This window comes from Streptomyces gamaensis, assembly GCF_042656465.1.
Classification (GTDB): Bacteria; Actinomycetota; Actinomycetes; order Streptomycetales; family Streptomycetaceae; genus Streptomyces; species Streptomyces gamaensis.
The window spans coordinates 260307-286534 of record NZ_JBHSPB010000009.1 but is presented as its reverse complement, the minus strand read 5'-3'; the positions used below and the strand labels follow the sequence as shown (position 1 = coordinate 286534).

Annotated in this window: 24 protein-coding genes; 17 read left to right on the top strand and 7 right to left on the bottom strand. The window is 72.3% G+C overall.

Annotated features, from left to right (window positions below; translation table 11 throughout):
* Positions 1-11: 11 nt before the first annotated feature.
* Entirely contained in the window at positions 12-581 is a 570-nt protein-coding gene (locus tag ACFP1Z_RS17490; RefSeq protein ID WP_390317313.1) for a hypothetical protein, read from the bottom strand.
* A 129-nt stretch (positions 582-710) separates the two neighbouring features.
* Here ACFP1Z_RS17490 and hemL point away from each other — a divergent pair, with 129 nt between their 5' ends.
* The 7 genes from hemL (at position 711) to ccsB (ending at position 8654) form a co-directional block, all read left to right on the top strand.
* Positions 711-2027, top strand: a complete 1317-nt coding sequence (hemL, locus tag ACFP1Z_RS17485; RefSeq protein WP_390317312.1) for a glutamate-1-semialdehyde 2,1-aminomutase — start codon at positions 711-713, stop codon at positions 2025-2027.
* 8 nt (positions 2028-2035) lie between these two features.
* Positions 2036-2758 (top strand): histidine phosphatase family protein, encoded by a 723-nt coding sequence (locus ACFP1Z_RS17480; RefSeq protein WP_390317311.1) that lies wholly within the window; start codon positions 2036-2038, stop codon positions 2756-2758.
* Positions 2759-3055: 297 nt separating this feature from the next.
* Complete coding sequence (locus tag ACFP1Z_RS17475; RefSeq protein WP_390317310.1) at positions 3056-4252, top strand: polysaccharide deacetylase family protein; 1197 nt, start codon at positions 3056-3058, stop codon at positions 4250-4252.
* A 57-nt stretch (positions 4253-4309) separates the two neighbouring features.
* Complete coding sequence (locus tag ACFP1Z_RS17470; RefSeq protein WP_390317309.1) at positions 4310-4933, top strand: TlpA family protein disulfide reductase; 624 nt, start codon at positions 4310-4312, stop codon at positions 4931-4933.
* A 7-nt stretch (positions 4934-4940) separates the two neighbouring features.
* A complete protein-coding gene (locus ACFP1Z_RS17465) occupies positions 4941-5735 on the top strand; it encodes a cytochrome c biogenesis CcdA family protein (protein ID WP_390317348.1) in 795 nt (264 codons plus the stop codon).
* Between the two features lie 4 nt (positions 5736-5739).
* Positions 5740-7509: a cytochrome c biogenesis protein ResB gene (resB, locus tag ACFP1Z_RS17460; RefSeq protein ID WP_390317308.1), complete on the top strand. Its 1770-nt coding sequence runs from the start codon at positions 5740-5742 to the stop codon at positions 7507-7509.
* A complete protein-coding gene (gene ccsB / locus ACFP1Z_RS17455; RefSeq protein ID WP_390317306.1) occupies positions 7506-8654 on the top strand; it encodes a c-type cytochrome biogenesis protein CcsB in 1149 nt (382 codons plus the stop codon). Before resB ends, ccsB begins: the two co-directional genes overlap by 4 nt.
* 69 nt (positions 8655-8723) lie before the next feature.
* Here ccsB and ACFP1Z_RS17450 read toward each other — a convergent pair whose 3' ends face one another.
* Both ACFP1Z_RS17450 and ACFP1Z_RS17445 read right to left on the bottom strand, forming a co-directional pair.
* Entirely contained in the window at positions 8724-10151 is a 1428-nt protein-coding gene (locus tag ACFP1Z_RS17450) for an alkaline phosphatase family protein (RefSeq protein ID WP_390317305.1), read from the bottom strand.
* A 234-nt stretch (positions 10152-10385) separates the two neighbouring features.
* A complete protein-coding gene (locus tag ACFP1Z_RS17445; protein WP_390317304.1) occupies positions 10386-10733 on the bottom strand; it encodes a PLD nuclease N-terminal domain-containing protein in 348 nt (115 codons plus the stop codon).
* A gap of 100 nt (positions 10734-10833) precedes the next feature.
* On the opposite strand from ACFP1Z_RS17445, the gene ACFP1Z_RS17440 reads away from it, so the two are divergent.
* The 3 genes from ACFP1Z_RS17440 to ACFP1Z_RS17430 all read left to right on the top strand — a co-directional run bounded on the left by ACFP1Z_RS17440 (position 10834) and on the right by ACFP1Z_RS17430 (position 13996).
* A complete protein-coding gene (locus ACFP1Z_RS17440; protein ID WP_390317303.1) occupies positions 10834-12285 on the top strand; it encodes a menaquinone biosynthesis decarboxylase in 1452 nt (483 codons plus the stop codon).
* 28 nt (positions 12286-12313) lie between these two features.
* Entirely contained in the window at positions 12314-13231 is a 918-nt protein-coding gene (gene mqnP, locus ACFP1Z_RS17435) for a menaquinone biosynthesis prenyltransferase MqnP (RefSeq protein ID WP_390317302.1), read from the top strand.
* A 78-nt stretch (positions 13232-13309) separates the two neighbouring features.
* Positions 13310-13996, top strand: a complete 687-nt coding sequence (locus ACFP1Z_RS17430) for a UbiX family flavin prenyltransferase (protein ID WP_390317301.1) — start codon at positions 13310-13312, stop codon at positions 13994-13996.
* Here the strand turns inward: ACFP1Z_RS17430 and ACFP1Z_RS17425 are convergent.
* Positions 13993-14139: a hypothetical protein gene (locus ACFP1Z_RS17425; RefSeq protein WP_390317350.1), complete on the bottom strand. Its 147-nt coding sequence runs from the start codon at positions 14137-14139 to the stop codon at positions 13993-13995. The genes ACFP1Z_RS17430 and ACFP1Z_RS17425 overlap by 4 nt on opposite strands.
* Positions 14140-14259: 120 nt before the next feature.
* Between ACFP1Z_RS17425 and ACFP1Z_RS17420 the strand changes: the two genes are divergently transcribed.
* The 5 genes from ACFP1Z_RS17420 (at position 14260) to ACFP1Z_RS17400 (ending at position 19037) form a co-directional block, all read left to right on the top strand.
* A complete protein-coding gene (locus ACFP1Z_RS17420; protein ID WP_390317300.1) occupies positions 14260-14715 on the top strand; it encodes an Lrp/AsnC family transcriptional regulator in 456 nt (151 codons plus the stop codon).
* Between the two features lie 125 nt (positions 14716-14840).
* Positions 14841-16004 (top strand): aminofutalosine synthase MqnE, encoded by a 1164-nt coding sequence (gene mqnE, locus ACFP1Z_RS17415; protein ID WP_390317299.1) that lies wholly within the window; start codon positions 14841-14843, stop codon positions 16002-16004.
* 127 nt (positions 16005-16131) lie between these two features.
* Positions 16132-16422, top strand: coding sequence for a DUF4229 domain-containing protein (locus tag ACFP1Z_RS17410; RefSeq protein WP_390317298.1), 291 nt, complete (start codon positions 16132-16134; stop codon positions 16420-16422).
* Positions 16423-16869: 447 nt separating this feature from the next.
* A complete protein-coding gene (locus tag ACFP1Z_RS17405; protein ID WP_390317296.1) occupies positions 16870-18195 on the top strand; it encodes a dicarboxylate/amino acid:cation symporter in 1326 nt (441 codons plus the stop codon).
* A 191-nt stretch (positions 18196-18386) separates the two neighbouring features.
* Positions 18387-19037, top strand: a complete 651-nt coding sequence (locus ACFP1Z_RS17400) for a TetR/AcrR family transcriptional regulator (RefSeq protein WP_390317295.1) — start codon at positions 18387-18389, stop codon at positions 19035-19037.
* A gap of 50 nt (positions 19038-19087) precedes the next feature.
* Here ACFP1Z_RS17400 and ACFP1Z_RS17395 read toward each other — a convergent pair whose 3' ends face one another.
* Positions 19088-19399 carry a sortase-dependent protein gene (locus ACFP1Z_RS17395; protein ID WP_390317294.1) on the bottom strand — a complete coding sequence of 104 codons (312 nt, stop codon included), beginning with the start codon at positions 19397-19399 and terminating at the stop codon, positions 19088-19090.
* Between the two features lie 221 nt (positions 19400-19620).
* On the opposite strand from ACFP1Z_RS17395, the gene ACFP1Z_RS17390 reads away from it, so the two are divergent.
* Positions 19621-21519 carry an AMP-dependent synthetase/ligase gene (locus tag ACFP1Z_RS17390; protein WP_390317293.1) on the top strand — a complete coding sequence of 633 codons (1899 nt, stop codon included), beginning with the start codon at positions 19621-19623 and terminating at the stop codon, positions 21517-21519.
* Positions 21520-21599: 80 nt separating this feature from the next.
* On the opposite strand, the gene ACFP1Z_RS17385 is transcribed toward ACFP1Z_RS17390, so the two are convergent.
* Both ACFP1Z_RS17385 and ACFP1Z_RS17380 read right to left on the bottom strand, forming a co-directional pair.
* The gene (locus ACFP1Z_RS17385) at positions 21600-22769 is read right to left on the bottom strand and encodes a lipase family protein (protein WP_390317292.1); all 1170 of its coding nucleotides are present in this window, start codon (positions 22767-22769) and stop codon (positions 21600-21602) included.
* A gap of 128 nt (positions 22770-22897) precedes the next feature.
* Entirely contained in the window at positions 22898-24022 is a 1125-nt protein-coding gene (locus tag ACFP1Z_RS17380) for an AraC family transcriptional regulator (RefSeq protein ID WP_390317291.1), read from the bottom strand.
* A gap of 128 nt (positions 24023-24150) precedes the next feature.
* Between ACFP1Z_RS17380 and ACFP1Z_RS17375 the strand changes: the two genes are divergently transcribed.
* Positions 24151-26160 (top strand): AMP-dependent synthetase/ligase, encoded by a 2010-nt coding sequence (locus ACFP1Z_RS17375; RefSeq protein ID WP_390317289.1) that lies wholly within the window; start codon positions 24151-24153, stop codon positions 26158-26160.
* Positions 26161-26228 lie beyond the last annotated feature (68 nt).

Genomic DNA, 26228 nt, shown 5'->3' with positions numbered 1-26228 from the left:
GTCGCGCGGGCTCAGGGCCACACGAGGCAGTACGGCTGGTGGCCCGCCTCGTGCAGCCGGTGGGAGAAGTCCTGCCACTCGTGCAGCAGCCGGTAGACGGTGAACGCGTCGCGCGGGCCGCCCCGGTCGGGCACCGTGGACCAGATGAACGCGGCGGCGCCCACCGACTCCTCGCCGACGCCGCGCAGCGGGTCGACCACGGTCAGGGGCAGTTTGACGACGGCGTAGTCGGGGTGGAGCACGACCAGTTCCAGCGGGGGGACCTTGTGCAGGGGTATGCCCTGGATGCCGGTGAGCACCATCGCGGCCACCGTCTCCGGCTTGATGCTCGTGAACATCCCGCCCATGCCCAGCTCGTCGCCGCCGAGCTCCTCCGGGCGCATGGACAGCGGAACGCGGGCCGCGGTCGCCCCGTCGGGCGCGCCGAAGTACTTGTACGTCACGCCCAAGCGGCCACTGCCCCTGCGCTCCGCGCCGTGCTCGTCGCGCTCCGCGCGCCGGTGCCGCCCCCTGCGTGACCTCCGGGCTCGCTCGGGTCCCAGGTCATCGGTGCCCTCGCCCAGTCCGCCACCGCGATGCATATCTCCACCCGACCGCATTTTTCACGCAGCACAGCCCCCGCCGCGCAACCCGATCATCGTCTCAGAGACCTCCCCCGCACACCGCGCGCGAAACGCCCGAAAGACGACTCCCCGCGCGGCTCTGAGACGATGGGTGGCGTGAGCTACCCATTCGACGCCCCAGTCTCGCAGAGTCTTTTCAACCGCGCGGCCGCCGTCACGCCCGGTGGCGTGAACTCCCCGGTGCGGGCCTTTCGGGCCGTGGGCGGTACGCCCCGGTTCATGGTGTCCGGCAGTGGTCCGTACCTCACGGACGCCGACGGCCGGCAGTACGTGGACCTCGTGTGCTCGTGGGGTCCGATGATCCTCGGGCACGCGCACCCCGAGGTGGTCGCCGCCGTGCAGGAGGCCGTCGCGCGCGGCACCTCCTTCGGCACGCCCGGCGAGGGCGAGGTCGCGCTGGCCGAGGAGATCGTCGCGCGGGTCGCGCCGGTCGAGCAGGTGCGGCTGGTCTCCTCGGGCACCGAGGCGACGATGTCGGCGATCCGGCTGGCGCGCGGGTTCACCGGCCGCAGCAAGGTGATCAAGTTCGCGGGCTGCTACCACGGGCACGTGGACGCGCTGCTGGCCGCGGCCGGTTCCGGGGTGGCGACCTTCGGGCTGCCGGACACCCCCGGGGTCACGGGCGCGCAGGCGGGCGAGACGATCGTGCTGCCGTACAACGACCTGGAGGCCGTGCACGAGGCCTTCCACACCCACCCCGGCGAGATCGCCTGTGTGATCACCGAGGCGTCGCCGGGCAACATGGGCGTGGTGCCGCCGCAGCCCGGCTTCAACGCGGGCCTGAAGGCGGCCTGCGAGAAGAACGGCGCGCTGTTCATCTCCGACGAGGTGATGACCGGTTTCCGGGTTTCGCGGGCGGGCTGGTTCGGCCTCGACGGGGTCGTGCCGGACCTGATGACCTTCGGCAAGGTCATGGGCGGCGGCTTCCCGGCGGCGGCCTTCGGCGGGCGCGCGGACGTGATGGGGCATCTGGCCCCGGCCGGCCCGGTCTACCAGGCGGGCACGCTCTCGGGGAACCCGGTCGCCACGGCGGCGGGCCTGGCCCAGCTGCGGCTGCTGGACGAGGCGGCGTACGCGCGGGTGGACGAGGTCTCCGAGCGGGTGCGCACGCTGGTGGGCGAGGCGCTGGCCAAGGAGGGCGTCGCGCACCGGCTGCAGGTCGCCGGGAACATGTTCTCGGTGTTCTTCGCGGACCGGGACGTCACCGACTACGCGACGGCGAAGACCCAACAGGCCTTCCGCTACACGGCGTTCTTCCACTCGATGCTCGCGCAGGGCGTGTATCTGCCGCCGTCGGCGTTCGAGTCGTGGTTCGTCTCCACCGCGCACGACGACGCGGCGATCGAGCGTGTCGCGGCGGCCCTGCCGGGGGCGGCGCGGGCCGCGGCCGAGGCAACGGAATGATGGACGGCATGACCAGCGAAGTGACCAAGGGCGCCGGAGGCGGCGGCGCGGCCCGTGACGGGGAGATCACCGTCGTGCACCTGATGCGGCACGGCGAGGTGCACAACCCCGAGGGCGTGCTCTACGGGCGCCGGCCCGGCTACCACCTGTCGGAGCTGGGGCGCGCGATGGCCGACCGGGTCGCCGAGCACCTGGCCGGGCGGGACATCACGCACGTCGTCGCCTCGCCGCTGGAGCGCGCGCAGGAGACCGCGGCGCCGATCGCCAAGGTGCTGGGCCTGGACATCGCCACCGACGAGCGGCTGATCGAGGCGGGCAACGTCTTCGAGGGCAAGACCTTCGGCGTGGGCGACGGCGCGCTCAAGCACCCGGGCAACTGGAAGTACCTGACGAATCCGTTCCGTCCCTCGTGGGGCGAGCCCTATATCGAGCAGGTCGTGCGGATGATGGCCGCGCTCGGTGCGGCCCGGGACGCGGCCCGCGGGCACGAGGCGGTGTGCGTGAGCCACCAGCTGCCGATCTGGGTGGTGCGCAGCTTCGCGGAGCGGCGCCGGCTCTGGCACGACCCGCGCAAGCGGCAGTGCACGCTCGCGAGCCTGACGACGTTCACCTTCCGGGGTGAGAAGGTCGTGTCGGTGGGCTACAGCGAGCCGGCCCGGGATCTGGTGCCCCGGCATCTGCTGGCGGGCGCGAAGCCGGTGAAGGGCAAGCCCAAGGCGTTCGGCGCCTGAGCCCGGCGGGCCGCCCGCGCGCCCGCCGGAATCCGCTGTGACCTCGGACGTTCTCGGCCGGGGCCGGAGCTGTGGCAGTGCCACGGCCCCTGGCCCCGGCCGTCGCGTTTTCCGGGCCTTCCGGGTTTTTCGGTGCATCACTCCAAAGAGGTGTCAGGGCATGTAAAGAGCTGCCAAAACGCGCAACCGCCCTACTCGGCGCGCCCTCTCACGCAATGTCGTTTTATATGGACCGCAACGGGTTGTCTCGGTACGGCCCGTTGCGTGGCAGCGTGACGAGCACGGACGGAGACGATCATGCGTGAGATCAGCCGACGAGGACTGCTCGGGACGGCCATAGGCGCGGCCGCCGCGCTGGGCGCCGCCGGCTGCGCGGCACGGTCGGGCTCCGAGTCCCCCTCGGCGAAGGCCAGCGAGCAGGCCAAGGCGAAACCGATCGGGGACGGCTCCACCGCGGACGCCGGGGCCCAGCCGAACCAGCCGCCGAAGCCGCAGCGGCTGGAGCCGGGGGAGAAGCCGCCGCAGTTCGTCGTCTTCTCCTGGGACGGCGCGGGCGAGGTCGGCAACGGACTCTTCCCGCGCTTTCGCAAACTGGCCCGCGACCACGGCGCGCACATGACGTTCTTCCTTTCCGGGCTCTATCTGCTGCCGGAGTCGAAGAAGGAGCTCTACCGGCCGCCGAACAACCCGGTGGGCGCCTCCGACATCGGCTATCTCTCCGACGAGCACATCAAGTCGACGCTGGAGAACGTGCGGGAGGCGTGGCTGGAGGGCCACGAGATCGGCACCCACTTCAACGGGCACTTCTGCACCGGCCACGGCTCGGTGGCCCACTGGACGCCCGAGCAGTGGGAGTCCGAGATCGAGCAGGCGACAGGTTTTGTGACCGAGTGGCACACCAACACCGGATTCACCGAGGCGGACCCGCTGCCCTTCGACTACCACAAGGAACTCGTCGGCGGCCGCACCCCCTGTCTGCTGGGGCAGGAGAACCTGCTGCCGACCGCGGCGAAACTGGGCTGGCGCTACGACGCCTCCTCCCCGGGCGGCACCCAGGTGTGGCCGTCGAAGAAGGAGGGCCTGTGGGATCTGCCCCTGCAGCAGATTCCCTTTCCGGGGCACTCCTTCGAGGTGCTGTCGATGGACTACAACATCCTCGCCAACCAGTCGAAGAACACCACGCGCGGCCCGGTGGAGAACTATCCGCACTGGCGGCAGCAGGCCACCGAGTCCTACATCGCGGGCTTCGAGCGGGCCTATGAGACCAACCGGGCGCCCTTCTTCATCGGCAACCACTTCGAGCAGTGGAACGGCGGCATTTACATGGACGCCGTCGAGGAGGCGCTCAAGCACATCGCCGACGAGAAGCGCAAGGACGTCCGGCTGGTGTCCTTCCGCCAGTTCGTCGACTGGCTCGACGTCCAGGACCCGGCGGTGCTGCAGGGGCTGCGGCGGCTCGAAGTGGGCCAGAAGTGGACTCCCCGCGCGGAGTGACCGGCGGGCCGAGGGGGGTGCGGAAGATCGCGGATGGGACCATGCGAAACTTTTCACATGAGTGCCTGCCGCGCCCTTCGACGCCTCGGACCACGCCGCCGCATCGCCCTCCCGGCCGCCTTCGCCGCGCTCGCGGCGGTGGCGCTGACCGCCTGCGGTTCGGGTACGAAGACGGCGAGCGGCGGCGACACCAAGTTCGTGCAGGGCACGGGCGGGGTGACGGTCGTCAGCGACAGGAGCGAGCGGCAGGCCGCCCCGGACCTGTCGGGCAAGACGCTGGAGGGCAAGGACCTCGACGTCGCCAAGGACTACCGGGGCAAGATCGTCGTCCTGAACGTCTGGGGTTCGTGGTGCAATCCCTGCCGGGCCGAGGCGAAGAACCTCGTCACGGTCGCCAATGACTACAAGGACAAGGGCGTGCAGTTCGTCGGGCTCAACACCCGCGACCCGGCGCCCGCCGCGGCGATCGCCTTCGAGAAGGAATACGGCGTCCCCTACCCGAGCCTGTACGACGCCGAGCAGAAGCTGGTGCTGCGTTTCCCCAAGGGCAGTCTCAATCCGCAGGCGATCCCCACGACGATCTTCATCGACCGGGACGGGAAGATCGCGGCGCGGGCGCTGAAGGCGCTCAGCGAGGACGAGCTGCGCAGGACGCTCGAACCGCTGGTCGCGGAGAAGTGACCCGGTGATCCCCGCTCCCGCTCTGCCCGCGCGGACGGCCGTGACCCTGGCCGCCGTGGGCGATGTGAACCAGACGGTGCTCTCCGGGGCGCTGCTGCTGGCCCTGCCGGTCGCGGTCCTCGGCGGGCTGGTGTCCTTCTTCTCGCCCTGTGTGCTGCCCCTGGTGCCCGGCTATCTCTCGTACGTGACCGGCGTCAGCGGAGTGGATCTGGCGAAGGCCAGGCGGGGGCGGATGGTGCTCGGCGCCTCGCTGTTCGTGCTCGGCTTCACGGCCGTGTTCGTCTCCACCGGCGCCCTCTTCGGCTTCTTCGGCCAGACCCTGCAGAGCCACCGCGACGTGATCAACAAGGTGCTGGGCGCGCTGACGATCCTGCTCGGCCTGGCCTTCATGGGCGTGCTCAACCGCTTCGGGCAGCGGGAGCTGCGCTTCCACACCCGGCCCACGACGGGCCTGGTGGGGGCGCCGCTGCTGGGCGTGGTCTTCGGCCTGGGCTGGACGCCGTGCATCGGGCCGACGCTCGCGAGCGTGCTGGTGCTCTCCAACGACCAGGCCAGCGCCGGGCGCGGGGCGCTGCTGACCGTCGCCTACTGCGTGGGCCTGGGGCTGCCGTTCGTGCTCGCGGCGGTGGCCTTCCGCAGGGCGCTGGGCGCCTTCGGCTGGGTCAAGCGGCACTACGCGTGGGTGATGCGCGCGGGCGGTGCGATGCTCGTCGCCGTGGGCGTGCTGCTCGTCACGGGAGTGTGGGACCAGCTGGTCGGCGTGATGCAGTCCTGGACCAACTCCTTCGTTCTTGAGGTCTGAACCGATGGCCAACACCGATACGTCCGCCGGGAAGACCGGCGCCGAGGAGACCGACGCCCGGGAAGGGGATCTCGCCTCCGCCGGGGAGCGGCTGTCCACGGCCCCGGCCGAGGACTCCGGGCAGGCCGTGCCCGGCTCGTTCGGCGGCGTGCGCCGCCCGGGCGCGCTCGGCGCGCTGGCCTGGACCGCCCGTGAGGCGCTGGGCTGGGCCCGCTGGTTCTGGCGCCAGCTGACCTCGATGCGGGTCGCGCTGATCCTTTTGTTCCTGCTCTCGCTGGGCGCGGTGCCCGGCTCGCTCATCCCGCAGACGAGCACCGACTCGGTCAAGGCCGACGAGTGGAAGCGCGCGCACGAGACGCTCACGCCCCTCTACGAGAAGCTCGGCCTGTTCCACGTCTACAGCTCGGTGTGGTTCTCGGCGATCTACATCCTGCTGTTCGTCTCGCTCATCGGCTGCATCGTGCCGCGCACCTGGCAGTTCCTCGGCCAGCTGCGCGGCCGCCCGCCGGCCGCCCCGCGCCGGCTGACGCGGCTGCCCGCGTACGCGTCCTGGCACACCGACGCCGCCCCCGAGCAGGTGCTCGCGGCGGCCGGGAAGCTGCTCGGGCGCCGCCGCTACCGCGTCGCCCCGGGCGAAGGCTCGGTGGCCGCGGAGAAGGGCTATCTGCGCGAGGCGGGCAATCTGCTCTTCCATCTGTCGCTGCTGGTGATGCTGGTGGCCTTCGCCTCCGGGCAGCTGTGGAAGTCCGAGGGCGGCACGCTGGTCGTCGAGGGCGGCAGCTTCGCCAACGCCCTCCCGCAGTACGACGACTTCAAGTCCGGCTCCCTGTTCTCCGCCGAGGACCTCGGCCCGTTCCGGTTCACGCTCAACAGCTTCGACGAGAGCTACGAGCGCACCGGCCCGCAGCGCGGTACGGCCCGTACCTTCCGCGCCAACGTCACCTACTGGGAGGGCGACGCGGAGGGGGCCGGGAAGAAGACCGCGATCGAGGTGAACCACCCCCTGGAGGTCCAGGGCGCGAAGGTCTACCTCATCGGCCACGGCTACGCGCCGGTCGTCACCGTCAAGGACGGCCGGGGCACGGTCGTCTACCAGGGGCCGGTGCCGTTCCTGCCGCAGGACAGCGAGGGCACCATGACGGGCGTCATCAAGGTGCCCGACGCCCGCGGCAAGGACGGCGCGAGCCAGGGGCTCGGTTTCCAGGGCCTGTTCACCTCGACGTACGCGCTGGACCCGGTGCGCGGCCCGCACTCGTCCTTCCCCGCGCTGGACTATCCGGTGCTGTCGCTGAACGCCTTCTACGGCGATCTGGGCATGAACAGCGGGCTGCCGCAGAACGTCTACAAGCTCGACACGCAGCGGATGAAGCAGTTCAAGAGCGAGAACGGCGATCTGCTGCGGTCCGCGCTGCGGCCGGGCGAGACCCTGACGCTGCCGGACGGCGCGGGCTCGCTGTCGTTCGACGGCATCAAGGCGTGGGCGAGCTTCCAGGTCTCGCAGCAGCCGGGCAACACCACGGCGCTGATCGGCGCGGTCGGCGCGCTCGTCGGGGTGGCCGGCTCGCTGTTCATCCAGCGGCGCCGGGTGTGGGTCCGGGCGGTGGCGGGGAAGGACGGCCGTACGGTCGTCGAGCTCGCGGGCCTCGGCCGCAGCGAGTCCGCCCGGCTGCCGGAGGAGCTCGCGGGCCTGGCGGCGGCCCTGGAGCCCGACGCCCCGCCGGCCGGGCCGCCCTCGACAGATTCTGCTGATCCTTCCGAAGGAGCGCGCGCGTGAGACTCGCGGTCGCAGCCAACGAGAACCTGGCCCATATCAGCAACGTGCTGATCTATTCGGCCATGGCCGTCTACACCCTGGCCTTCATCGCGCACATCGCGGAGTGGGTCCTGGGCAGCCGCAGCGCGGTGGGCCGTACGGCCGCCTCGCTGACCACCGCGGCGCCCGCCGCCGCGGCCGGCGGTGCCGCGGAGCGCAAGGGCGGCGGCACGGCCGTACTGGAGCGCCCCAAGGTCGTCACGCGTGCCGTCGCCGGCGCCCGGGACGTCCCCGACGGGCCGGGCGCGGCCGGCGGCAGCGAGAAGGGCGACGTCTACGGGCGCATCGCCATCTCCCTGACGGTGCTGGCGTTCCTCCTGCACGCGGGCGGGGTCCTGACGCGGGCGCTGTCGGTGGAGCGGGCGCCGTGGGGCAACATGTACGAGTTCTCCACGACCTTCGGCATGACGGCGGTCGGCGTCTACCTCGGTCTGCTCGCCGCGAAGAAGAACGTGCGCTGGCTGGGCCTGCCGCTGGTCACCACGATCCTGCTGGACCTGGGCCTGGCGGTGTCGGTGCTGTACACCGCGAGCGACCAGCTGGTGCCGGCGCTGCACTCCTACTGGCTGTGGATCCACGTCTCCTGCGCGATCCTCTCCGGTGCCGCGCTGTGGGTGGGTGCCTGCTCGACGCTGCTGTATCTCTTCCGGGACGGCTACGAGGCGCGGCTGCTCCAGGGCCGTACGGGCGCGGGGCTGACCTCCTACCTCGCCGAGCTGCCCGCCGAGCGCAGGTACGCGCGGCTGAAGGCGAAGCTGGCCCGCGTCACCGACAACCCGATGTCGCGGCTGCCCGCCGCCGCCACCCTCGACAAGATCGCCTACCGGATCAACGCGACGGTCTTCCCGCTGTGGACGTTCACGATCATCGCGGGCGCGATCTGGGCCGAGGCGGCCTGGGGCCGCTACTGGGGCTGGGACCCCAAGGAGGTCTGGTCCTTCATCACCTGGGTCGCCTACGCCTGCTATCTGCACGCGCGCGCGACCGCCGGCTGGAAGGGCCGCAAGGCCGCGTACATCGCGCTGATCGCCTTCGGGACGTACATCTTCAACTACTACGGCGTGAACATCTTCGTCACCGGCAAGCACTCGTACGCGGGCGTCTGATCCGCCGATCGACGACGGCCCGTCCCCCGCTGGGGGGACGGGCCGTTTCGCGTGCTGCGGTACGGGCGTTCAGCGGCGCGGGCGGCGGCCCGGTTCCTGGTGCGGGACGCTCTGGCGGGCGCCCGGCAGGGTGGGCCTGGGCAGGTGCGCCACCTCCCACTCGGCTTCCTTGAGCCACTCCTCCGTCCTGCGGGGCAGGGACGGCGGCCTGCTGCGCGGGTCGTTGAAGCCGAACGCGGAGGTCAGATCGCCGAAGGTGTGCCGGCGCCAGGCGCTGATGTTGGGCTCGCGCACGCCCGTCCAGCGTTCCAGGAAGCGCAGGCAGCTGGTGTGGTCGAAGGCCTCGCCCGCGGCCCAGCCGCCGATGGTCCAGGGCGAGACGATGAGGCAGGGCACGCGGAAGCCGCCGCCGATGGGCAGGCCGCGCACGTACTCGTCCTTGGTGCCCCTGGGCGGGGTCGGCGGCGGGACGTGGTCGAAGAGGCCATCGTTCTCGTCGTAGTTGAGGATGAAGACGGTCTTGCGCCACACGGCGGGGTTGCTCGCGATGGCCTCGATCTTCTTGGCGACGAAGTCGGCTCCGGCGGCGGGCAGGTACTGGGGGTGCTCGGACTGCGTGGAGGTGGGGATGATCCAGGAGACGGCGGGCAGCCGGTCGGCGCGGGCGTCCGCCTCGAAGGCCCCGGCGGGCAGCCGGCGCATTCCGCGCTCGTAGAGCGGGTCACCGGGCCGGGCGTCCTTGAACTGCTCGAACTCCTCCAGCAGGTTGCACTCGTAGTTGTCCTCCTGCTGGTACACGCGCCAGCTGACGCCCGCCTTCTGCAGCCGTTCCGCGTAGGTGGTCCAGCGGTAGGGCTTGGGCGCGATGTTGTCGATGACGGGGCCGCCGTGGGTGCCGGCGGGGTCGATGGTGCCGGTCATCCAGTACAGGCGGTTGGGCCAGGTCGGTCCGAGGACCGAGCAGAAGTAGTTGTCGCAGACGGTGAAGTTCTCGGCGAGCGCGAACTGGAAGGGGATGTCCTCGCGCGTGTGGTAGCCCATCACATAGGGGCCGTTGGCGCCGTCGGCGGCGCGGTGCGCGGGCAGCCAGCGGTCCATGCGGCCGCCGTTCCAGGCGGCGTGCTGCACCTCCCAGGCGTGGCTGGTGGAGGGGATGGCCTGAGCGCTGGATCTGTGGGTGTCGAGGTGGAACGGCAGCAGATAGCCGGCCGGGTTCTTCGCGTCGGGCTGGTGGAAGACGCTCCTGCCGTCCGGCAGTCTCGGCGCCTTCGGGTCGTCGAAGCCGCGGACGCCCTTGAGGGTGCCGAAGTAGTGGTCGAACGAGCGGTTCTCCTGCATCAGCAGGACGACGTGCTTGATGTCCCGCAGCGAACCGCGCGCGGGCGGTCCGGCGGCGACAGCCCGCTGCACGCTCGGCGGCAGCAGCGCGAGCGTGGCGGCGCCGCCGACCGCGCCCGCCGCCGAGCCGAGGAGTCTGCGTCGGGTCATGTCGGGCATGCGTGCCCCTCTCCCTGGAGTCGCGTGGTGCCTCAGTGTGACCGCAACGACTCTCCCGGTCAGGGCGCGGCCGGGGCAGGGGCCGGGTCGTGAACGCTGTGTCAATTGGCTGTGAAGAGACGGGAGTTGTCCGAACGCGCGTCCTTGACGGCAGGGGCGGGCTCACTCGCGCGGGGGATGGTTCGCCGACCCGTACGGCCGGTGGGAGAGCGGCGCCGAGAAGCTGACGCGGTATCAGCGGGCGGGCGGCGGTCCGCCCTGGGCGCCGCCGTCGCCGTCCTTGTCCCTGCCCCTGTCCTGGTCCTTGTCCAGGGACCGCAGGAACTCGGGGTTGTCGTCGGGCGCGACCCAGCGCGCACCGCCGCCGTCACGTCCATGCGCGCGCTGCCGTGCCGCCGCCCGCGGGCGCCCCGCGACCAGCCAGGCCACCGGGCCGAGCAGCACCTCGCCGAAGAGCAGGATCACGATCACCCACGCGAGCTTCGGCAGCCCGCGGACCTCTTGCTCGGGGGTGTTCAGACAGTCGATGAACGTGTAGATCCACAGCGCCAGGACCAGCAGGAACGGCAGATACCTGAGCATGCGGGCGGCTCTCTTCGGGTGCGTGGCGACGGGCCGGACGCACCGAGCACGACGGCCCCCGTGACGGGTCCAGGGTAGTGGGTGGCGGATACTTGACCCCATGGCTTATGACGATCTCCGCTCGTTCCTGCGGGCACTGGAGCGCGAAGGCGACCTCAGACGCGTCAAGGCCGAGGTCGATCCCCATCTCGAAGTCGGGGAGATCGTCGACAGGGTGAACAAGGCCGGCGGGCCCGCCCTGCTCTTCGAGAACGTCAAGGGCTCGGCGATGCCGCTGGCGATGAACGTCTACGGCACCGACCGCCGGCTGCTCAAGGCGCTCGGCCTGAAGAGCTACGACGAGATCGCCGGGAAGATCGGCGCCCTGCTCCGGCCGGAACTGCCGCACGGCTTCGTCGGCGTGCGCGAGGCCTTCGGCAAGCTCGGCTCGATGACGCACGTACCGCCGCGCAAGGTCAAGGACGCGCCGGTCCAGGAAGTCGTGCTCACCGGCGACGACGTCGACCTCGGCGCGCTGCCCGCGCTGTTCACCTGGCCCGAGGACGGCGGCTCCTTCTTCAACCTGGGCCTGACCCACACCAAGCACCCCGAGACCGGTGCGCGCAACCTCGGTCTGTACCGCCTGCAGCGGCACGACCGGCGCACCATCGGCATGCACTGGCAGATCCACAAGGACAGCCGCAACCACTACCAGGTGGCCGCCCGGCGCGGGGAGCGGCTGCCCGTCGCGATCGCCTTCGGCTGCCCGCCGGCGGTGACGTACGCCTCGACCGCCCCGCTGCCCGGCGACATCGACGAGTACCTCTTCGCGGGCTTCGTGCAGGGCAAGCGGATCGAGATGGTGGACTGCAAGACGGTGCCGCTCCAGGTGCCGGCGCACGCCGAGGTCGTCCTGGAGGGCTGGCTGGAGCCGGGCCGGACGCTGCCGGAGGGTCCCTTCGGCGACCACACCGGCTTCTACACGCCGCAGGAGGAGTTCCCGGCGCTGACCATCGACTGCGTGACGATGCGGCGCCGTCCGCTGCTGCAGTCGATCGTGGTCGGCCGGCCGCCGACGGAGGACGGCCCGCTGGGCCGGGCCACCGAGAGGTTCTTCCTCCCCCTGCTCAAGATCATCGTGCCGGACATCGTGGACTACCACCTGCCCGAGGCGGGCGGCTTCCACAACTGCGCGATCGTCTCGATCGACAAGAAGTACCCCAAGCACGCCCAGAAGGTCATGCACGCGATCTGGGGCGCGCACATGATGTCGCTGACCAAGCTGATCGTCGTGGTCGACGCCGACTGCGACGTGCACGATCTGCACGAGGTGGCCTGGCGGGCGCTGGGCAATACCGACTACGCGCGCGACCTGACCGTCGTCGAGGGCCCGGTCGACCACCTCGACCACGCCTCCTACCAGCAGTTCTGGGGCGGCAAGGCGGGCATCGACGCGACGGCGAAGTGGCCCGAGGAGGGCTACACGCGCGACGGGGGCTGGCCGCACATGGTGCTGTCGGACCCCGGCACCGCCGAGAAAGTGACGAAGCGTTGGAAGGAGTACGGGCTGTGACGGTCCGGACGACGATGGGGTGCTGCCGGTGACCGCCGCCGAAGGAGTTCTCGACCCGGGGCCCGCTCCCTCGCAGGGCAGAGTGCGGGCCTTCCTGCGTCTGGTGCTCATCGAGCACTCCGTCTTCGCGCTGCCCTTCGCCTACATCGCCGCGCTGACGGCCATGTACGTCAAGGACGAGCGGCTGGACTGGTGGAAGCTCCTCCTCGTGACCGTCGCGATGGTGGGCCTGCGGACGTTCGCGATGGCCTGCAACCGCATCATCGACCGCGAGATCGACGCCCGTAACCCGCGCACCGCGGGCCGCGAGCTGGTCACCGGCGCTGTCTCGGTGCGCTCGGCGTGGACGGGCGCGCTGGTGGCGCTGGCCTTCTTCCTGGGGGCGGCCGCGCTGCTCAACCCGCTGTGCCTGGCGCTCACGCCCGTCGCCGTCGTGCCGATGGTGGTCTACCCCTACGGCAAGCGGTTCACGAACTTCCCGCACGCGATCCTGGGCTTCGCGCAGGCGATGGGCCCGGTGGGCGCGTGGCTCGCGGTCTCCGGCAGCTGGTCGCGGGACGCGGTGGTGCTCGGGCTCGCGGTGGGCGTGTGGATCGGCGGCTTCGACCTGATCTTCGCGTGCCAGGACGTGATGGCGGACCGCGCGCACGGCGTGAAGTCCGTGCCGGCCCGCTTCGGGGTCCCGGCCGCGCTGCACGGCGCCCGCGTCTGCCACGTGATCGCCACTGGGCTGCTGGTCGCCTACGGGCTGATGACGCACGCGGGGGCACTGTGGTGGGCGGGCATGGCGATCGTCGCGGTCGCCTTCGTCTACGAGCACACGATCGTGCGCCCGCACGACCTGTCCCGGCTGAACCGGGCCTTCTTCACCGTCAACGGCGTGATCGGGATCGTGCTGTTCTTCTTCGGGCTGCTGGACCTGATCAGCCGCGGCCTGAGCTGGTAGCCGCCGCGCTCCGCCGTACGCACAGGGCCCCGGCCGCCGTTGATCGGCGGCCGGGGCCCTGCGGCTAGGCTCGGACGCGTGGAGAGGGACGAGAAGCAGACGCGGCGCCGCCCCTGGGTGGTCGGCGTCTCCGGCGCGTCCGGCACCCCGTACGCGGCCGCGGTGCTGCGCGGGCTGCTGGCGGCGGGCGAGGACGTCGACCTGGTGGTCAGCCGGGCCTCGCGGCTGACGCTGCTGGACGAGACGGGGATCGCGTTCCGGGACGCGCACTGGCGCGAGGACGTGCGCGAGTGGCTCGCGCTGGGCGCCGACGGCAAGCCGGGCACCTTCGAGACCGAGGTGACGCGGCTGCGGTACTGGCCGGCCGGGGATCTGGCGGCGGGGCCCTCGTCGGGTTCGTACGGGGCCAAGGGCATGCTGATCGTCCCGGCGAGCACGGCGTGCGTGGCCGGGGTGGCGCTGGGACTGTCGAAGGATCTGCTGCAGCGGGCCGCGAGCGTGACGCTCAAGGAGCGGCGCCCGTTGGTGATTGCGGTGCGCGAGAGTCCGCTGAGCGGTCCGGTGCTCAGGCAGCTGGTGGCGCTGGACGAGGCGGGCGCCGTGGTGCTGCCCGCCTCTCCGGCGTTCTACGCGGGGGCGACGCACATCCAGGATCTGGTGGACTTCGTCGCCGGGCGGGTGCTGGACGCGGCGGGCGTGCCGCATCAGCTGTACCGCCGGTGGAAGGGAGAGCTGGGTGGAGCGCGCTCCCGGGACGCGCGTTAGCGCTTCTTGGCGCGCGCGGTGCGGGCCTTGGCCTTGGTGCCGCGCTGCGCGTCGGTGACCCGGTGAGCACGCGAACGGTTGGCCAGGTCCTGCAGCTCGCGCATACGGGCGTAGGCCATCTCGATCGTGTACACGGAGTTCACTCCTGAAGGATCGTCGTTGATCTCGGTGAGTTAGCGGAGATTCGCAGGGCCTCAACCCCTGCATGCCTTAGATTCTACATGAAAAGCGGCGAGTTCGCTGATTATTGAAAGGTGCCAGCAATGGACGCGGTGGACAGGCAGCTCATCCAGGCCCTGCGGGAGAACGGGCGGGCCTCGTACGCGGAGCTGGGCCGGCTCGTGGGCCTCTCCGGCCCGAGCGTCACGGACCGCATCAACCGCCTGGAGGCGGCCGGAGTGATCACCGGCTACCGCGCGACCGTGGACGCGGCCTCGCTCGGTCTCGGGGTCACGGCGCTCATCGGCATCCAGCTCTCCGACGCCGCCGACCACGAGGACGTCGCGCGCCGGCTGCGCGACCTCGCCGAGATCGAGGACTGCTGGTTCATCGCCGGCGACGACTCCTACATGCTCAAGGTGCGGGCCGGCGACGTGGACGGCCTGGAGCGCACCATCCGCCGGCTCTCGGGCACCAAGGGCGTCGCCCGCACCCGCACCACGATCGTGCTCTCCACGAAGTGGGAGAGCCGCGTCGGCGACCTCCCCGAGCACCTCTGAGGCGTCCCCGCCCGTCCGCCGGCGGCTCGCGCCCGGGGGCGCAGGGCCCGCCCGGACCGCGGGCGGGAGGCGGGGAGTAGTCTCGGCGGGGCGCGAAGGTTCGGTACGAGAGAGGCGGGCGACGCATGGACGCGGGGCTCAAGCGCGAGCTGGAGGAGAAGGTCCACGCAGGGGAGCGGCTGACCCGCGAGGACGGCATCGCCCTCTACGAGTCCGACGACCTGGCCTGGCTGGGCGGGCTCGCCCACGAGGTGCGCACGCGCAAGAACGGCGACGTCGTGCACTTCAACGTCAACCGCCACCTGAACATGACCAACGTGTGCACGGCCTCGTGCGCCTACTGCTCGTTCCAGCGCAAGCCGGGCGAGAAGGACGCGTACACGATGCGCATCGAGGAGGCCGTCCGCCTCGCCAAGGCGATGGAGAACGAGCACCTCACCGAGCTGCACATCGTCAACGGCCTGCACCCGACGCTGCCCTGGCGCTACTACCCGCGCTCGCTGCGCGCCCTGAAGGAGGCGCTGCCGGGCGTCTCGCTGAAGGCGTTCACCGCCACCGAGATCCAGCACTTCGAGAAGATCTCCGGGCTGCCCGCCTCGGAGATCCTCGACGAGCTGATCGACGCCGGTCTGGAGTCGCTCACGGGCGGCGGCGCGGAGATCTTCGACTGGGAGGTGCGGCAGCACATCGTCGACCACGACACCCACTGGGAGGACTGGTCGCGCATCCACCGCCTCGCGCACTCCAAGGGCCTGAAGACCCCGTGCACGATGCTCTACGGGCACATCGAGGAGCCGCGCCACCGCGTGGACCACGTGCTGCGGCTGCGTGAACTGCAGGACGAGACCGGCGGGTTCCAGGTCTTCATCCCGCTGCGCTACCAGCACGACTTCGTCGACATGAAGGACGGCAAGGTCCGCAACCGGCTGCAGGCGCGCACCAGCATGGCGACCGGTGCCGAGGCGCTGAAGACCTTCGCCGTCTCCCGGCTGCTGTTCGACAACGTCCCGCACGTGAAGGTGTTCTGGGTCATGCACGGCGTGCAGACCGCCCAGCTCGCGCTGCAGCACGGCGCGGACGACATGGACGGCTCGGTCGTCGAGTACAAGATCACGCACGACGCGGACAACTACGGCACCCCGAACAAGCTCACCCGCGAGGATCTGCTGGAGCTCATCCGGGACGCCGGCTTCCGCCCGGTGGAGCGCAACACCCGCTACGAGGTGATCCGCGAGTACCCGGGCCCGGACGCCGGGCGCCGCGAGACGCCGCAGCCGATGCGCGTCTGAGACAGGTCCGGGGGCACGTCCGGGGGCGTGGGCGGGCGGTGGCACGCCCCCCGCTCCGGCCGGGCGCCGGTCCGTGCTTGACTGGAGGGCGACCCTTCCGAATGCCGACGACAAGAAGGTCCCGCCCGTGACCAGCCAGAAGTTCGCCTCGCTCCGTTACACCGCTCTGCGGTTCGGCCTGCTCGTCGCCTGCTTCGCCGTGGTGTGGGGGCTGTGCGCCCTGCGCGCGATCCCGCTGGGCGCGAACGGTTCGAACGCCGTCTGGATGCTGCTGCTCGCGCTGATCCTCTCCGCGCCGCTGAGCTGGGTCCTGCTGCGCAAGCAGCGCGACGCGATGTCCGAGCAGATCGTCGAGCGCGTGGACCGCGCCAAGGGCCGCCTGGCCGCCAACGCCGCCCAGGAGGACAGCGTGGCCTGACGGGCCGCACCGCCCGCCCGCGTGCGGCGTCTCGGCACCGCCGCACGCCCTCCAGGAGAGAGCGAATCACCCCATACCGGGTGTAACTCTCCTCACATCACCGCGACCTGTCGCTGACACATGGCTGTGACGCCCCGCCGTGGAGTTCCCGCTCCACGGCGGGGCGTTGGCGTGTCCCCGCAAGTTTCCGGCCATCGCTGACCCAAAGAATGACTTTGGGCAGCCCAAAGTCCGAGTGTTAACGTATGGGACATGCAGACAGCAGCAGCGCACCAGTTCCCCACGGGCCCCCGGCTCGTGGCGCGCCTGCACGTCGATCTTTGCCGCTCCGTCTCCGCGGCCTGTTGTCGCCGCTGACGCACGTCCCCGCGGCCGGAGATCCCGTATCCACGGACCTCCCCCGGCGCACCACGCCCTGCACTTCCCCGTCCGTCCCCGGAGTTTCCGTTGGCATCGACCCCCCAGACCCCCACGCCCGCGCGGGCATCCGCGCGCCGGCGCATACCCAAGGTCCCCTTCTGGGCCCAGATCCTGCTGGGTCTCGTGCTCGGCGCCCTGCTCGGCTGGGCCGCCCGCAGCGGTGACATCCACTGGCTCCAGGTGACCCTGGAGAAGATCGGCAGCCTCTTCGTCCAGCTGCTGATGGTCGTGGTCGCCCCGCTCGTGTTCTTCGCGATCCTGGTCTCGATCACCAATCTGCGCAATGTCTCCAACGCCGCCCGGCTGGCCACCCGGACCCTGCTGTGGTTCATGGCCACCTCGCTCATCGCGGTCGTCATCGGACTGGCGATCGGCCTGATCACCAACCCCGGCGCGGGTACGGGCCTGACCGCCGCCGACGGCGCGGAGCCCAAGAAGCACGGCTCCTGGCTGGACTTCCTCACCGGCATCATCCCCAAGGACGTCATCACGCCCTTCACGGAGCTGAACGTCCTGCAGATCGTCTTCCTCGCCGCCGCCGCGGGGATCGCGATCCTCCAGCTCGGCGACAAGGCCAAGCCGGTGCTGACGCTCAGCCGGTCGGCGCTGGAGCTGCTGCAGAAGGTCCTGTGGTGGGTCATCCGGCTCGCCCCGCTGGGCAGCCTCGGCCTCGTCGGCAAGGCCATCGCGAGCTACGGCTGGAACCTGATCGGCAAGTACGCCACCTTCACGGCCGACATCTACGTCGGCTGCGCCATCGTGCTGTTCGTGGTCTACCCGCTGCTGCTGGCGACCGTCGCCAAGGTCAACCCGGTGCAGTTCTTCCGGGGCGCCTGGCCCGCGATCCAGCTGGCCTTCGTCTCCCGCTCCTCGGTGGGCACCATGCCGCTGACGCAGCGGGTCACCGAGCGGCTGGGCGTGCCCAAGGAGTACGCGTCCTTCGCCGTGCCGTTCGGCTCGACGACCAAGATGGACGGCTGCGCCTCGATCTACCCGGCCATCGCCGCGATCTTCGTGGCCCAGGTCTTCGGCGTGGACATGGGCGTGCGCGACTATGTGCTGATCGCGTTCGTCTCGGTCATCGGCTCGGCCGCCACCGCCGGTCTGACCGGCGCGACGGTGATGCTGACCCTGACCCTGTCGACGCTGGGCCTGCCGATGGCGGGTGTGGGCCTGCTGCTGGCGATCGACCCGATCGTGGACATGATGCGCACCGCGACGAACGTGGCAGGCCAATCGGTCATACCGATCCTGGTCTCCGCCCGCGAGAAGATCCTGGACCGCGAGGCCTACGACACCGCCGACGGCTCCCGGCTCGACGCGGAGCCGGAAACGGTTCCCGCCGCCGCGTAGTTGAATCGCGGTCCCGCGCAACAGGGCCCGACGGCCGTCCCGTTGGGCCCAACGGCCCTTGACATCCCTCCCCTCCGTGACATTACCTGCCGGTAACGTGACGGGGGTGGAGGGATGTTGCCGTGAAAGGTGTACAGACCCACGCTGCGGGGGCGGGGACGAAGGAGAAGGTGAAGGCGCGGAGCCGGCGGATGCCGCGTGAGGTGCGGACGCGCCAGATGCTGGACGCCGCCGTGGAGGTCTTCGCGCGCTGCGGCTACCGGACGGCCTCGATGGACGAGATCGCGGAGCTCGCCGGGGCGTCGAAGCCGCTGGTGTATCTGTATCTGAACTCCAAGGAGGAGCTGTTCAGCGCCTGCGTGCGGCGGGAGGCCGAGGCGCTGATCGCGGCGGTGCGCTCGGCCGTCGACCCGGGAGCCCCCGCCGACCGGCGGCTGTGGAACGGGCTGCGGGCGTTCTTCGCGCACACCGCCGCGCACCCGGACGGCTGGGCGCTGCTGCACTGCCAGGCCCGTACGTACGGGGAGCCGTTCGCGCTCGAAGTGGCGCGGCTGCGGCAGCAGTTGGTGGACGTCGTCACGGACCTGATCGCCCGGACGGCGCGGGAGGGCGCGGAGCAGGAGTGCGCGCTGCCCGAGCGGGAGATCGCCGGGCTCGCGCACGCCCTCGTGGGCGCCGCCGAGTCGCTGGCGGGCTGGGCCGACTCCCGTTCCTGCGAGGCCGCCGGGCGCACCGGCGCGCCGCCCTCGGAGCAGGAGGCGGCCGGGACGCTGATGAACCTCGCCTGGGCGGGGCTGGGCAATCTCATGAACGGGCGGCGCTGGGCGCCGGCCCGTTCATGAGTCCCCTCCTCGCCCGCCGCGGCGCGCGGCGGCCCGCCGGGCCGCCCGCGTCAGCGCTCGGTGCCGGGGCGGCGGCGGGTGGCCAGCAGGCCCACTCCGCCGAGGGCGGCCGCCGCCGCGAGCGCGCCGCCGACGATCGCGGGGCCGGAGTCCGGCCGCTGCTCGGGTGCCTCACCGGCGGCGACGCCGCCCCTGGGCGGCTGCCCGGGGCCGGCGTCCAGGGTGACCGTACCGCCGCTGGGCCGGGCGTCCGCGGCGAAGGCCGGGGTGAGGGCCGTGGCGGGCAGGGCGACGGCGCCCGCGAGGACGGCGGTGGCGACGGTGGCACGCAGCGCGGTGCGGCTGCTGCGTGTGGTCTTCATGGTGGGCGTGACTCCCTGGCGCGAACGGGGGTGCCGCTCGTGCGGCGACCCGACGCCCCCGAGGTTATTTCCACCGCAAAGCCGTACACATCAGCAAAACGGATGGAGGTCTGCTGGCCATAAGGACTACGGGAGGGCTGGAGTGCGTCCCCCTTCAGGCGTAGATTCGCCCGCGAATTACCGCCCAGTAAGGGTCAGTTGTGGGTTCGAAGGAGCCGCACGTGTCCATACCGCACCGCGCCGCCCCGCCCGTCCTCGTCCCGCCCCGTACGACCCGCGTCGCCGGTGTCGTCCGCGAGGCGGCCGTCCCCGCGCTCGTACCCCCCGTCCGGCGGGGGTCGCTCGGCGACATCCCCTTCGACAACGCCGCCGTCGCCCCCTGCGACATCGTGCTCAGCCGCAAACAGGGCGACGGCCTGTGGCGCGACGTCACCGCGGCGACCTTCGCCGCCGAGGTCCGCGCCGTCGCGGGCGGCCTGGTCGCGCGCGGCCTGCGGCCCGGCGACCGGATCGCGATCATGGCGCGGACCGGTTACGAGTGGAGCCTGCTGGACTTCGCCGCCTGGGCGGCCGGCCTCGTGCCCGTCCCCGTCTACCCCACCTCCTCCGCCCTCCAGGTCGAGTGGATCCTGAAGGACTCCGGGGCCGTGGCCTGCGCCGTCGAGGGCGAGCGGGAGGAGAAGCTCGTCACGGACGCGCGCGGCGCCCTGCCCGCCCTCGCCCACGTGTGGCGCTTCGACGCCGGCGCGGTCCCGGGCCTGATGGCGGACGGGCGCGGGATGCCGCACGACGTCGTCGACGCACGCCGCGCGCAGCGCGGACCCGACGACATCGCCACCCTCATCTACACCTCCGGTACGACGGGCCGCCCCAAGGGCTGTGTCCTGACGCACGCCAACTTCTTCACCGAGGCCGACAACGCCACCGAACTGCTGCACCCGATGTTCCGCTCGGCCAGCAGGCGGCCCGCCGCCACCCTGCTGTTCCTGCCGCTGTCGCACGTCTTCGGCCGCGCCGTCGCCGTCGGCTGCATGCGGGCCCGCGTCCGCGTCGGCCACACCCCCTCGCTGCGCGCCGAGGACCTGCTCGTGGACCTCGCCGCCTTCCGGCCGACGTTCCTGCTGGTCATCCCCTACGTGCTGGAGAAGGTCCACAACACCGCGCGGGCGACGGCCGAACGGCTCGGCCGGGCCGCCTCCTTCGACCGGGCCGCCCGCGTCGCCCGCGCCTACGGCGAGGCCCGCGAGGCCGCCCGGCACGGCACCGGCCCGGGCCCGCACGCGCGGCTGCGCGCGGCCCGCGCGCTGTACGACCCGCTCGTCTACCGCCGGATCCGCGCCGCCCTCGGCGGGCAGGTGCGCTACGTGCTCAGCGGCGGCTCCCCGCTCGGCGGCCGGCTCGCCGCGTTCTGCGAGGGCGCCGGCATCGAGGTCTTCGAGGGCTACGGGCTGACCGAGACCACCGCCGCCGCCACCCTCACCCCGCCGCTGCGCCCGCGCCTGGGCACGGTGGGCTGGCCGCTGCCCGGCGGCGCGGTGCGGATCGCCGACGACGGGGAGGTGCTGCTGCGCGGCGGGCACGTCTTCGCCGGCTACTGGGACGCCGGACGCGGCGCCGCCGTCCCGGCCGGCGGGGACGAGTGGCTGGCCACCGGCGACCTCGGCGCCCTCGACGACGACGGCTATCTGACCATCACCGGCCGCAAGAAGGAGATCCTCGTGACCTCCGGCGGCAAGAACGTCGCCCCCGCCCCGCTGGAGGACCGGCTGCGCGCCCACCCGCTGATCAGCCAGTGCCTCGTCGTCGGCGACGACCGCCCCTATATCGCCGCCCTGCTCACCCTGGAGCCGGACGGGCTCGCGCACTGGCGCCGCATGCGCGGCAAGCAGGACGTGCCGCTCGGCGAACTCCTCGCGGACAGTGAGCTGCTGGCGGAGCTCCAGGGAGCGGTCGACGACGCCAACACCACCGTCTCGCGGGCCGAGTCCATCCGCCGCTTCACCGTCCTGCCCGTCGACTTCACCGAGGACAACGGCTACCTCACGCCCTCGCTGAAGCTCAAACGGGCCCTGATCGCCCGGGACTTCGCGCGCGAGATCGACGGCCTGTACGCGCGCTGAGCCGGCCGTACGCCCGCGAGGGCACCGACGGCCCCGCGCCGCCCGCTGCGGAAAGGCGGCGCGGGGCCTCGTCACGCGGCCTACGCGGCGGCGCAGTTGCCCGGGGCGGGTTCACCCGCGAAGCGCTCCGCGAGCCAGTCCGCCGCCGGGACGGCCCCGGCGATCGCTCCGGCCACGTGCTCGCCCAGCGGCAGCGAAGTCCACTGCACGCTCACGTCCCTGGCGCACCAGTCGGAGCGCAGCTGCTTGCCGACGGCGTACGGGATGAGCTCGTCGATCACGCCGTGGTAGAGGTAGACCGGGTGGTCGGGGGCGTGCGTGCCCAGGGTCGACAGGCGCAGCACGCGCTGCCAGTCCGGCTCGTACAGCGGGTTCCTCACGGTCACGTCGGAGATGCGCTTGAACAGCGCCGCCGCCGTATTGACCGCCACGCAGTTGTGCTTCATGAACGCGACGTAGGCGCGGCCCTCGTCGTTGAGGTAGGAGTCCAGGCGCAGTTCGGGGTAGGCCGCGTCCTGGCCGACGGCGGCCATCAGGATCAGGCCCGCGCCGATGCCGCCATTGTTGTAGTCGGCGGTCTTGAGCAGGTCGGCGGGGACGCCGCCGGTCGCGGTGCCCTTGACGTCCAGCTCGGGCGCGTACGTGTCGTGCAGCTCGGCGGCCCACGAACCGGCCTGCCCGCCCTGGGAGTAGCCCATGATGCCGACGGGCGTGTCCGGGCCGAGCCCGGCCTGCGGCAGGCGCAGCGCGGCCCGTGCCATGTCGAGGACGGCGTGCCCCTCGGCCGCGCCGACGGTGTAGGTGTGCGTGCCGGGGGTGCCCAGGCCCTCGTAGTCGGTGACGGCGACGGCCCAGCCGCGCAGGGTCAGCAGCTGGATGAGGTTGGCCTCCACGGTCGTCCCGTAGGGGAAGCCGGCCGAGGGCGCGCACTGGTGGCCCAGACCGACCGTGCCCACGGCGTAGGTGATCAGCGGGCGCGGCCCCGTGCGTCCGTCCCGGGGGACGATCACGGTGCCGGCGACGGTGTTCGGGGCGCCCTTCGCGGTCGTCGAGCGGTAGACGACGTGCCAGGCCCGGGTGTTGGTGGGCTGGCCGGGCAGCGGGTGGAAGGAGGTGGGGGTGGCGCTGACGATCTCGCCGGGGGCGCCACCGGCTCTCTCGGCGGCCCCCGCGGCCGCGGTCCCGAACGCGGCGAGGAGCGCGAGGACGGCGGCGACGGCTGTCGCGCGCAGGTGTGGCGGGCGTGGCATGCGTGGCAGGTGCGGAAGGTGCATGTGCGGCTCTCCCGACTCTCCAGTGGTGCCGGTCAGTTGGCGGAGACCGTAGTGACCGGAGAGTCAGCGGACACCTGACCGGAACGCGCAGGTTTCCTGACCCGTCAGTCCCGGCCCCGCAGAAGGCTGCCCGTGGGGTGGCCGGGGAGCGGGGCGCGTGCTGCCGTGCGCCGGAGCGCGGGGGCCCGGGGCGGAACCCCCGGGGCCTGTTCCGCCCGCGCCGCCCGCCGGAACGCGCCCGGCGTCGTGCCCGTCCAGCGGCGGAACGCCCGGTGGAAGGCCGTGTCCTCGGAGAAGCCCAGGCGGGCCGCGAGGTGGGCGATGGGCTCGCGGCCCTCGGACAGCCCGGCGAGCGCCGCTTCCCGCCGCACCTGGTCCTTCAGCCGGCGGTAGGAGGTGCCCTCCTCGTTCAGCCGGCGGCGCAGCGTGGCCTGGCTCACCGCGAACCGCGCGGCCAGCCGGTCCAGTTCGGGCAGCCGGGCCTCGCGGCCGCCGCGCAGCGCCCGTACGAGCGCCTCGCGGACCTGCTCGGCGAGCGTCATGGTGTCCTCGCCCCGGCCGATCAGCTCCGCCGGGGTGCGCCGCAGCAGCTCCCTCAGCCCGGACTCGTCCCGGACGACCGGCGCCGCGAGCCACTCCGGGTCGAAGCCGGCGCCGGTGCGCTCCGCGCCGAACCGCACCGGGCAGCCCAGCAGCGGCGCGTACTCGTCGGCGTACGGCGGCGCGGGATGCGCGAACCCGGCCCAGCGCAGGGGGAGCCGGCGGCCGATGAACCAGCTCGCCAGCCGGTGCCAGACCACCACGAGGCACTGGGCGAGGAAGTACTCCTCCGCGAAGCCCCGCAGATCGTTGCGGACGGTGAACACCGCGTCGGGGCCGCGCCGTTCGAGCGCGAGCTCGGGCCCGCCGGGGAACAGCCCGTAGAAGCGTGTGGCGCGCTCCACCGCGCCGCCCAGGTCGGCGCAGCCCACGCACGCGTAGCACATCATGGCGAACGTGCCGCAGCGGCTGGGCGCCGGCGCGAGCCCCAGGAACTCGTCGCCGGTCGCCCGGCGCACGCCGTCGATCAGCCCCGAGAACTGCACGGGCGTCACCCGTGCCCGGTCGTCGCCGAGGAGCAGCGGCGGGATCCGGGCGGCCTGCAGCAGCGGCACGGTGTCCAGGCCGAGCCGCCGCGCGCCGCCGAGCGCGGCCCGCACGTGGTGCACGGTGATCGTGCGCCCGTCCATGCGTGCACGGTAGCCGCATTGAGCGCCGGGGTCAGCGGCGCTGACCGTTCCGGTCCTGCGCGGCCGCCGCGGCCGCGCTCTAGCGTCGTGCGCGCTCGTGTACCCGTACCGGCACACCTGGAGGCTTCATGCGGCAACGACCCGGCACGCTGGCCGTACTCGCGGAGTGGGCGGCGGAGCGGTACGGAGAGCGGCCCGCGGTGCGCTTCCGGCGCCGCGACGGCGGCTGGTCGGACCTCCGCTACGACAGTCTGCGCGCGTCCGTACGGGCCGCGGGGCGCGGCCTGATGGCGCTCGGGACCGCCCCCGGCGACCGGGTGGCGATCCTGGCCGAGACCCGCCCGGAGTGGATCCGCGCCCACCTCGGCGCGCTCGCGGCGGGCGCCGCGGCCGTCCCCGTCTACCCGACGGCGGGCGAGGACGAACTGGCCTGGGTCCTGGGCGACTCGGGCGCGGTCCTGGCCGTCTGCGAGAACGAGGCCCAGGCGGCACGGGTGCTGCAACTGCGCGGCAGGCTGCCGGGGTTGCGGCATGTGGTGCTGATGGAACGGACGGGGGAGGGCGACGGGCGAGGGGACCGGGAGCCAGCCACGGCCCCCGGCGCGGACGCGGCTTCCGGCGCGGGCGGCGGTCCCGGCGTGGGGGCGGGTGCGGCTTCCGGCGCGGGCGGTGTCTCCGGCTCCGGCACCGGCTCGGGCTCGGCTTCCGGTGCGGGCGGCGGCCTCGGCGCGGCTTCCGGCGCGCGTACCGGCTCCGGCGCGGCCCGGGGCGCCGTGCCGGACTCCCCGGAGCGGCTGCTCACCCTCGACGAGCTCCCCGCGCACCGCACGCCCCTGTCCGAACTGCTCGCGCGGGCGCGCTCCGTCGAGGACGACGATCTGTGCGCGATCGTCTACACGTCCGGCACCACCGGCCTGCCCAAGGGCTGCCGGCTCACGCACGGCAACGTCACGCGCGCCGACGACGCCACCTCCGGTCTCCTCGGCGGCGGGCCCGGCGACGTCATGTACCTGTACTTGCCGCTCGCCCACGTCTACGCGCAGCTCGTGGAGGTCGCGGCACTGGTCAAGGGCGCGACGCTGTGCTGTTTCGGCGGGCGGATGGAGGACGTCGTCGGCGAGCTGGCCGAGGTACGGCCCACGCATCTGCCGTCCGTTCCGCGCCTGTTCGAGAAGGTGCACGCGACGGCCCGCTCGCTCGCGGAGCGGCGGGGGCCCGAGGGGGCCGCCCGCTTCGCGGAGGCGGTGCGCGTCGGCGTCGCCGTGGCGGAGGCGCGCGAGCGCGGCGAGGGGATCCCGGCGGGGCTGCGCGCGGTGTGGCAGGAGGCGGAGGAGCTGCTGTACGCGCCGGTACGGGCGGCCCTGGGCGGGCGGCTGCGGTGGGCGCTGACCGGGGCCGCCCCGATCGCCCGGCAGACGCTGGACTTCCTGCGCGCGTGCGGCGTCCCCGTCTTCGAGGGCTACGGCATGACCGAGGCCTCCGGGGTGATCACCATGAACCACCCGGGGGCCGTGCGGTACGGGACGGTCGGCCGGGCCGTGCCGGGCTGCGAGGTGCGGATCGCGGCGGACGGCGAGGTCCTGGCCCGCGGCCCGGGCGTCTTCGCCGGCTACCACGCGAACCCGGCCGCCACCGCGCAAAAGGCACTCGACGCCGAGGGCTGGCTGCACACGGGGGACCTGGGCGCCCTGGACGCGGACGGTTACCTGAGCATCACCGGCCGCAAGAAGGACCTGATCATCACCTCCGGCGGCAAGAACCTCACGCCGACGCTGACGGAGTTCGCGCTGCAGCAGTCCCGGTGGATCTCCCGGGCGGTCATGGTGGGCGACCGCCGCCCGTACCCGGTGGCGCTGCTCACCCTGGACGTGCCGGAGCTCGCGGCCTGGGCGGAGCGGGAGGGGCTGGCCCTGGGGCCGCGCCCGGGCCGGCACCCGGCGGTGCGGGCGCTGTGCGAGCGGGCCGTGGCGGACGCGAACGGCCGGCTCTCCGGACCCTCCCGGATTCGCGCGTTCGAAATCCTCGACGAGGACTTCAGCGTCGCGGACGGAACGCTCACGCCCACGCTGAAACTGCGCCGCTCCATGATCGCCGAACGGTACGCGATCGAGATCAATGCACTTTATGAGCAGACATGAAAGAAAAGTAAAAGAAAAGGGACGTTCTGTGGGGGCGTTCCGTGAGGGCGTTCTGTGGTGATGTTCGG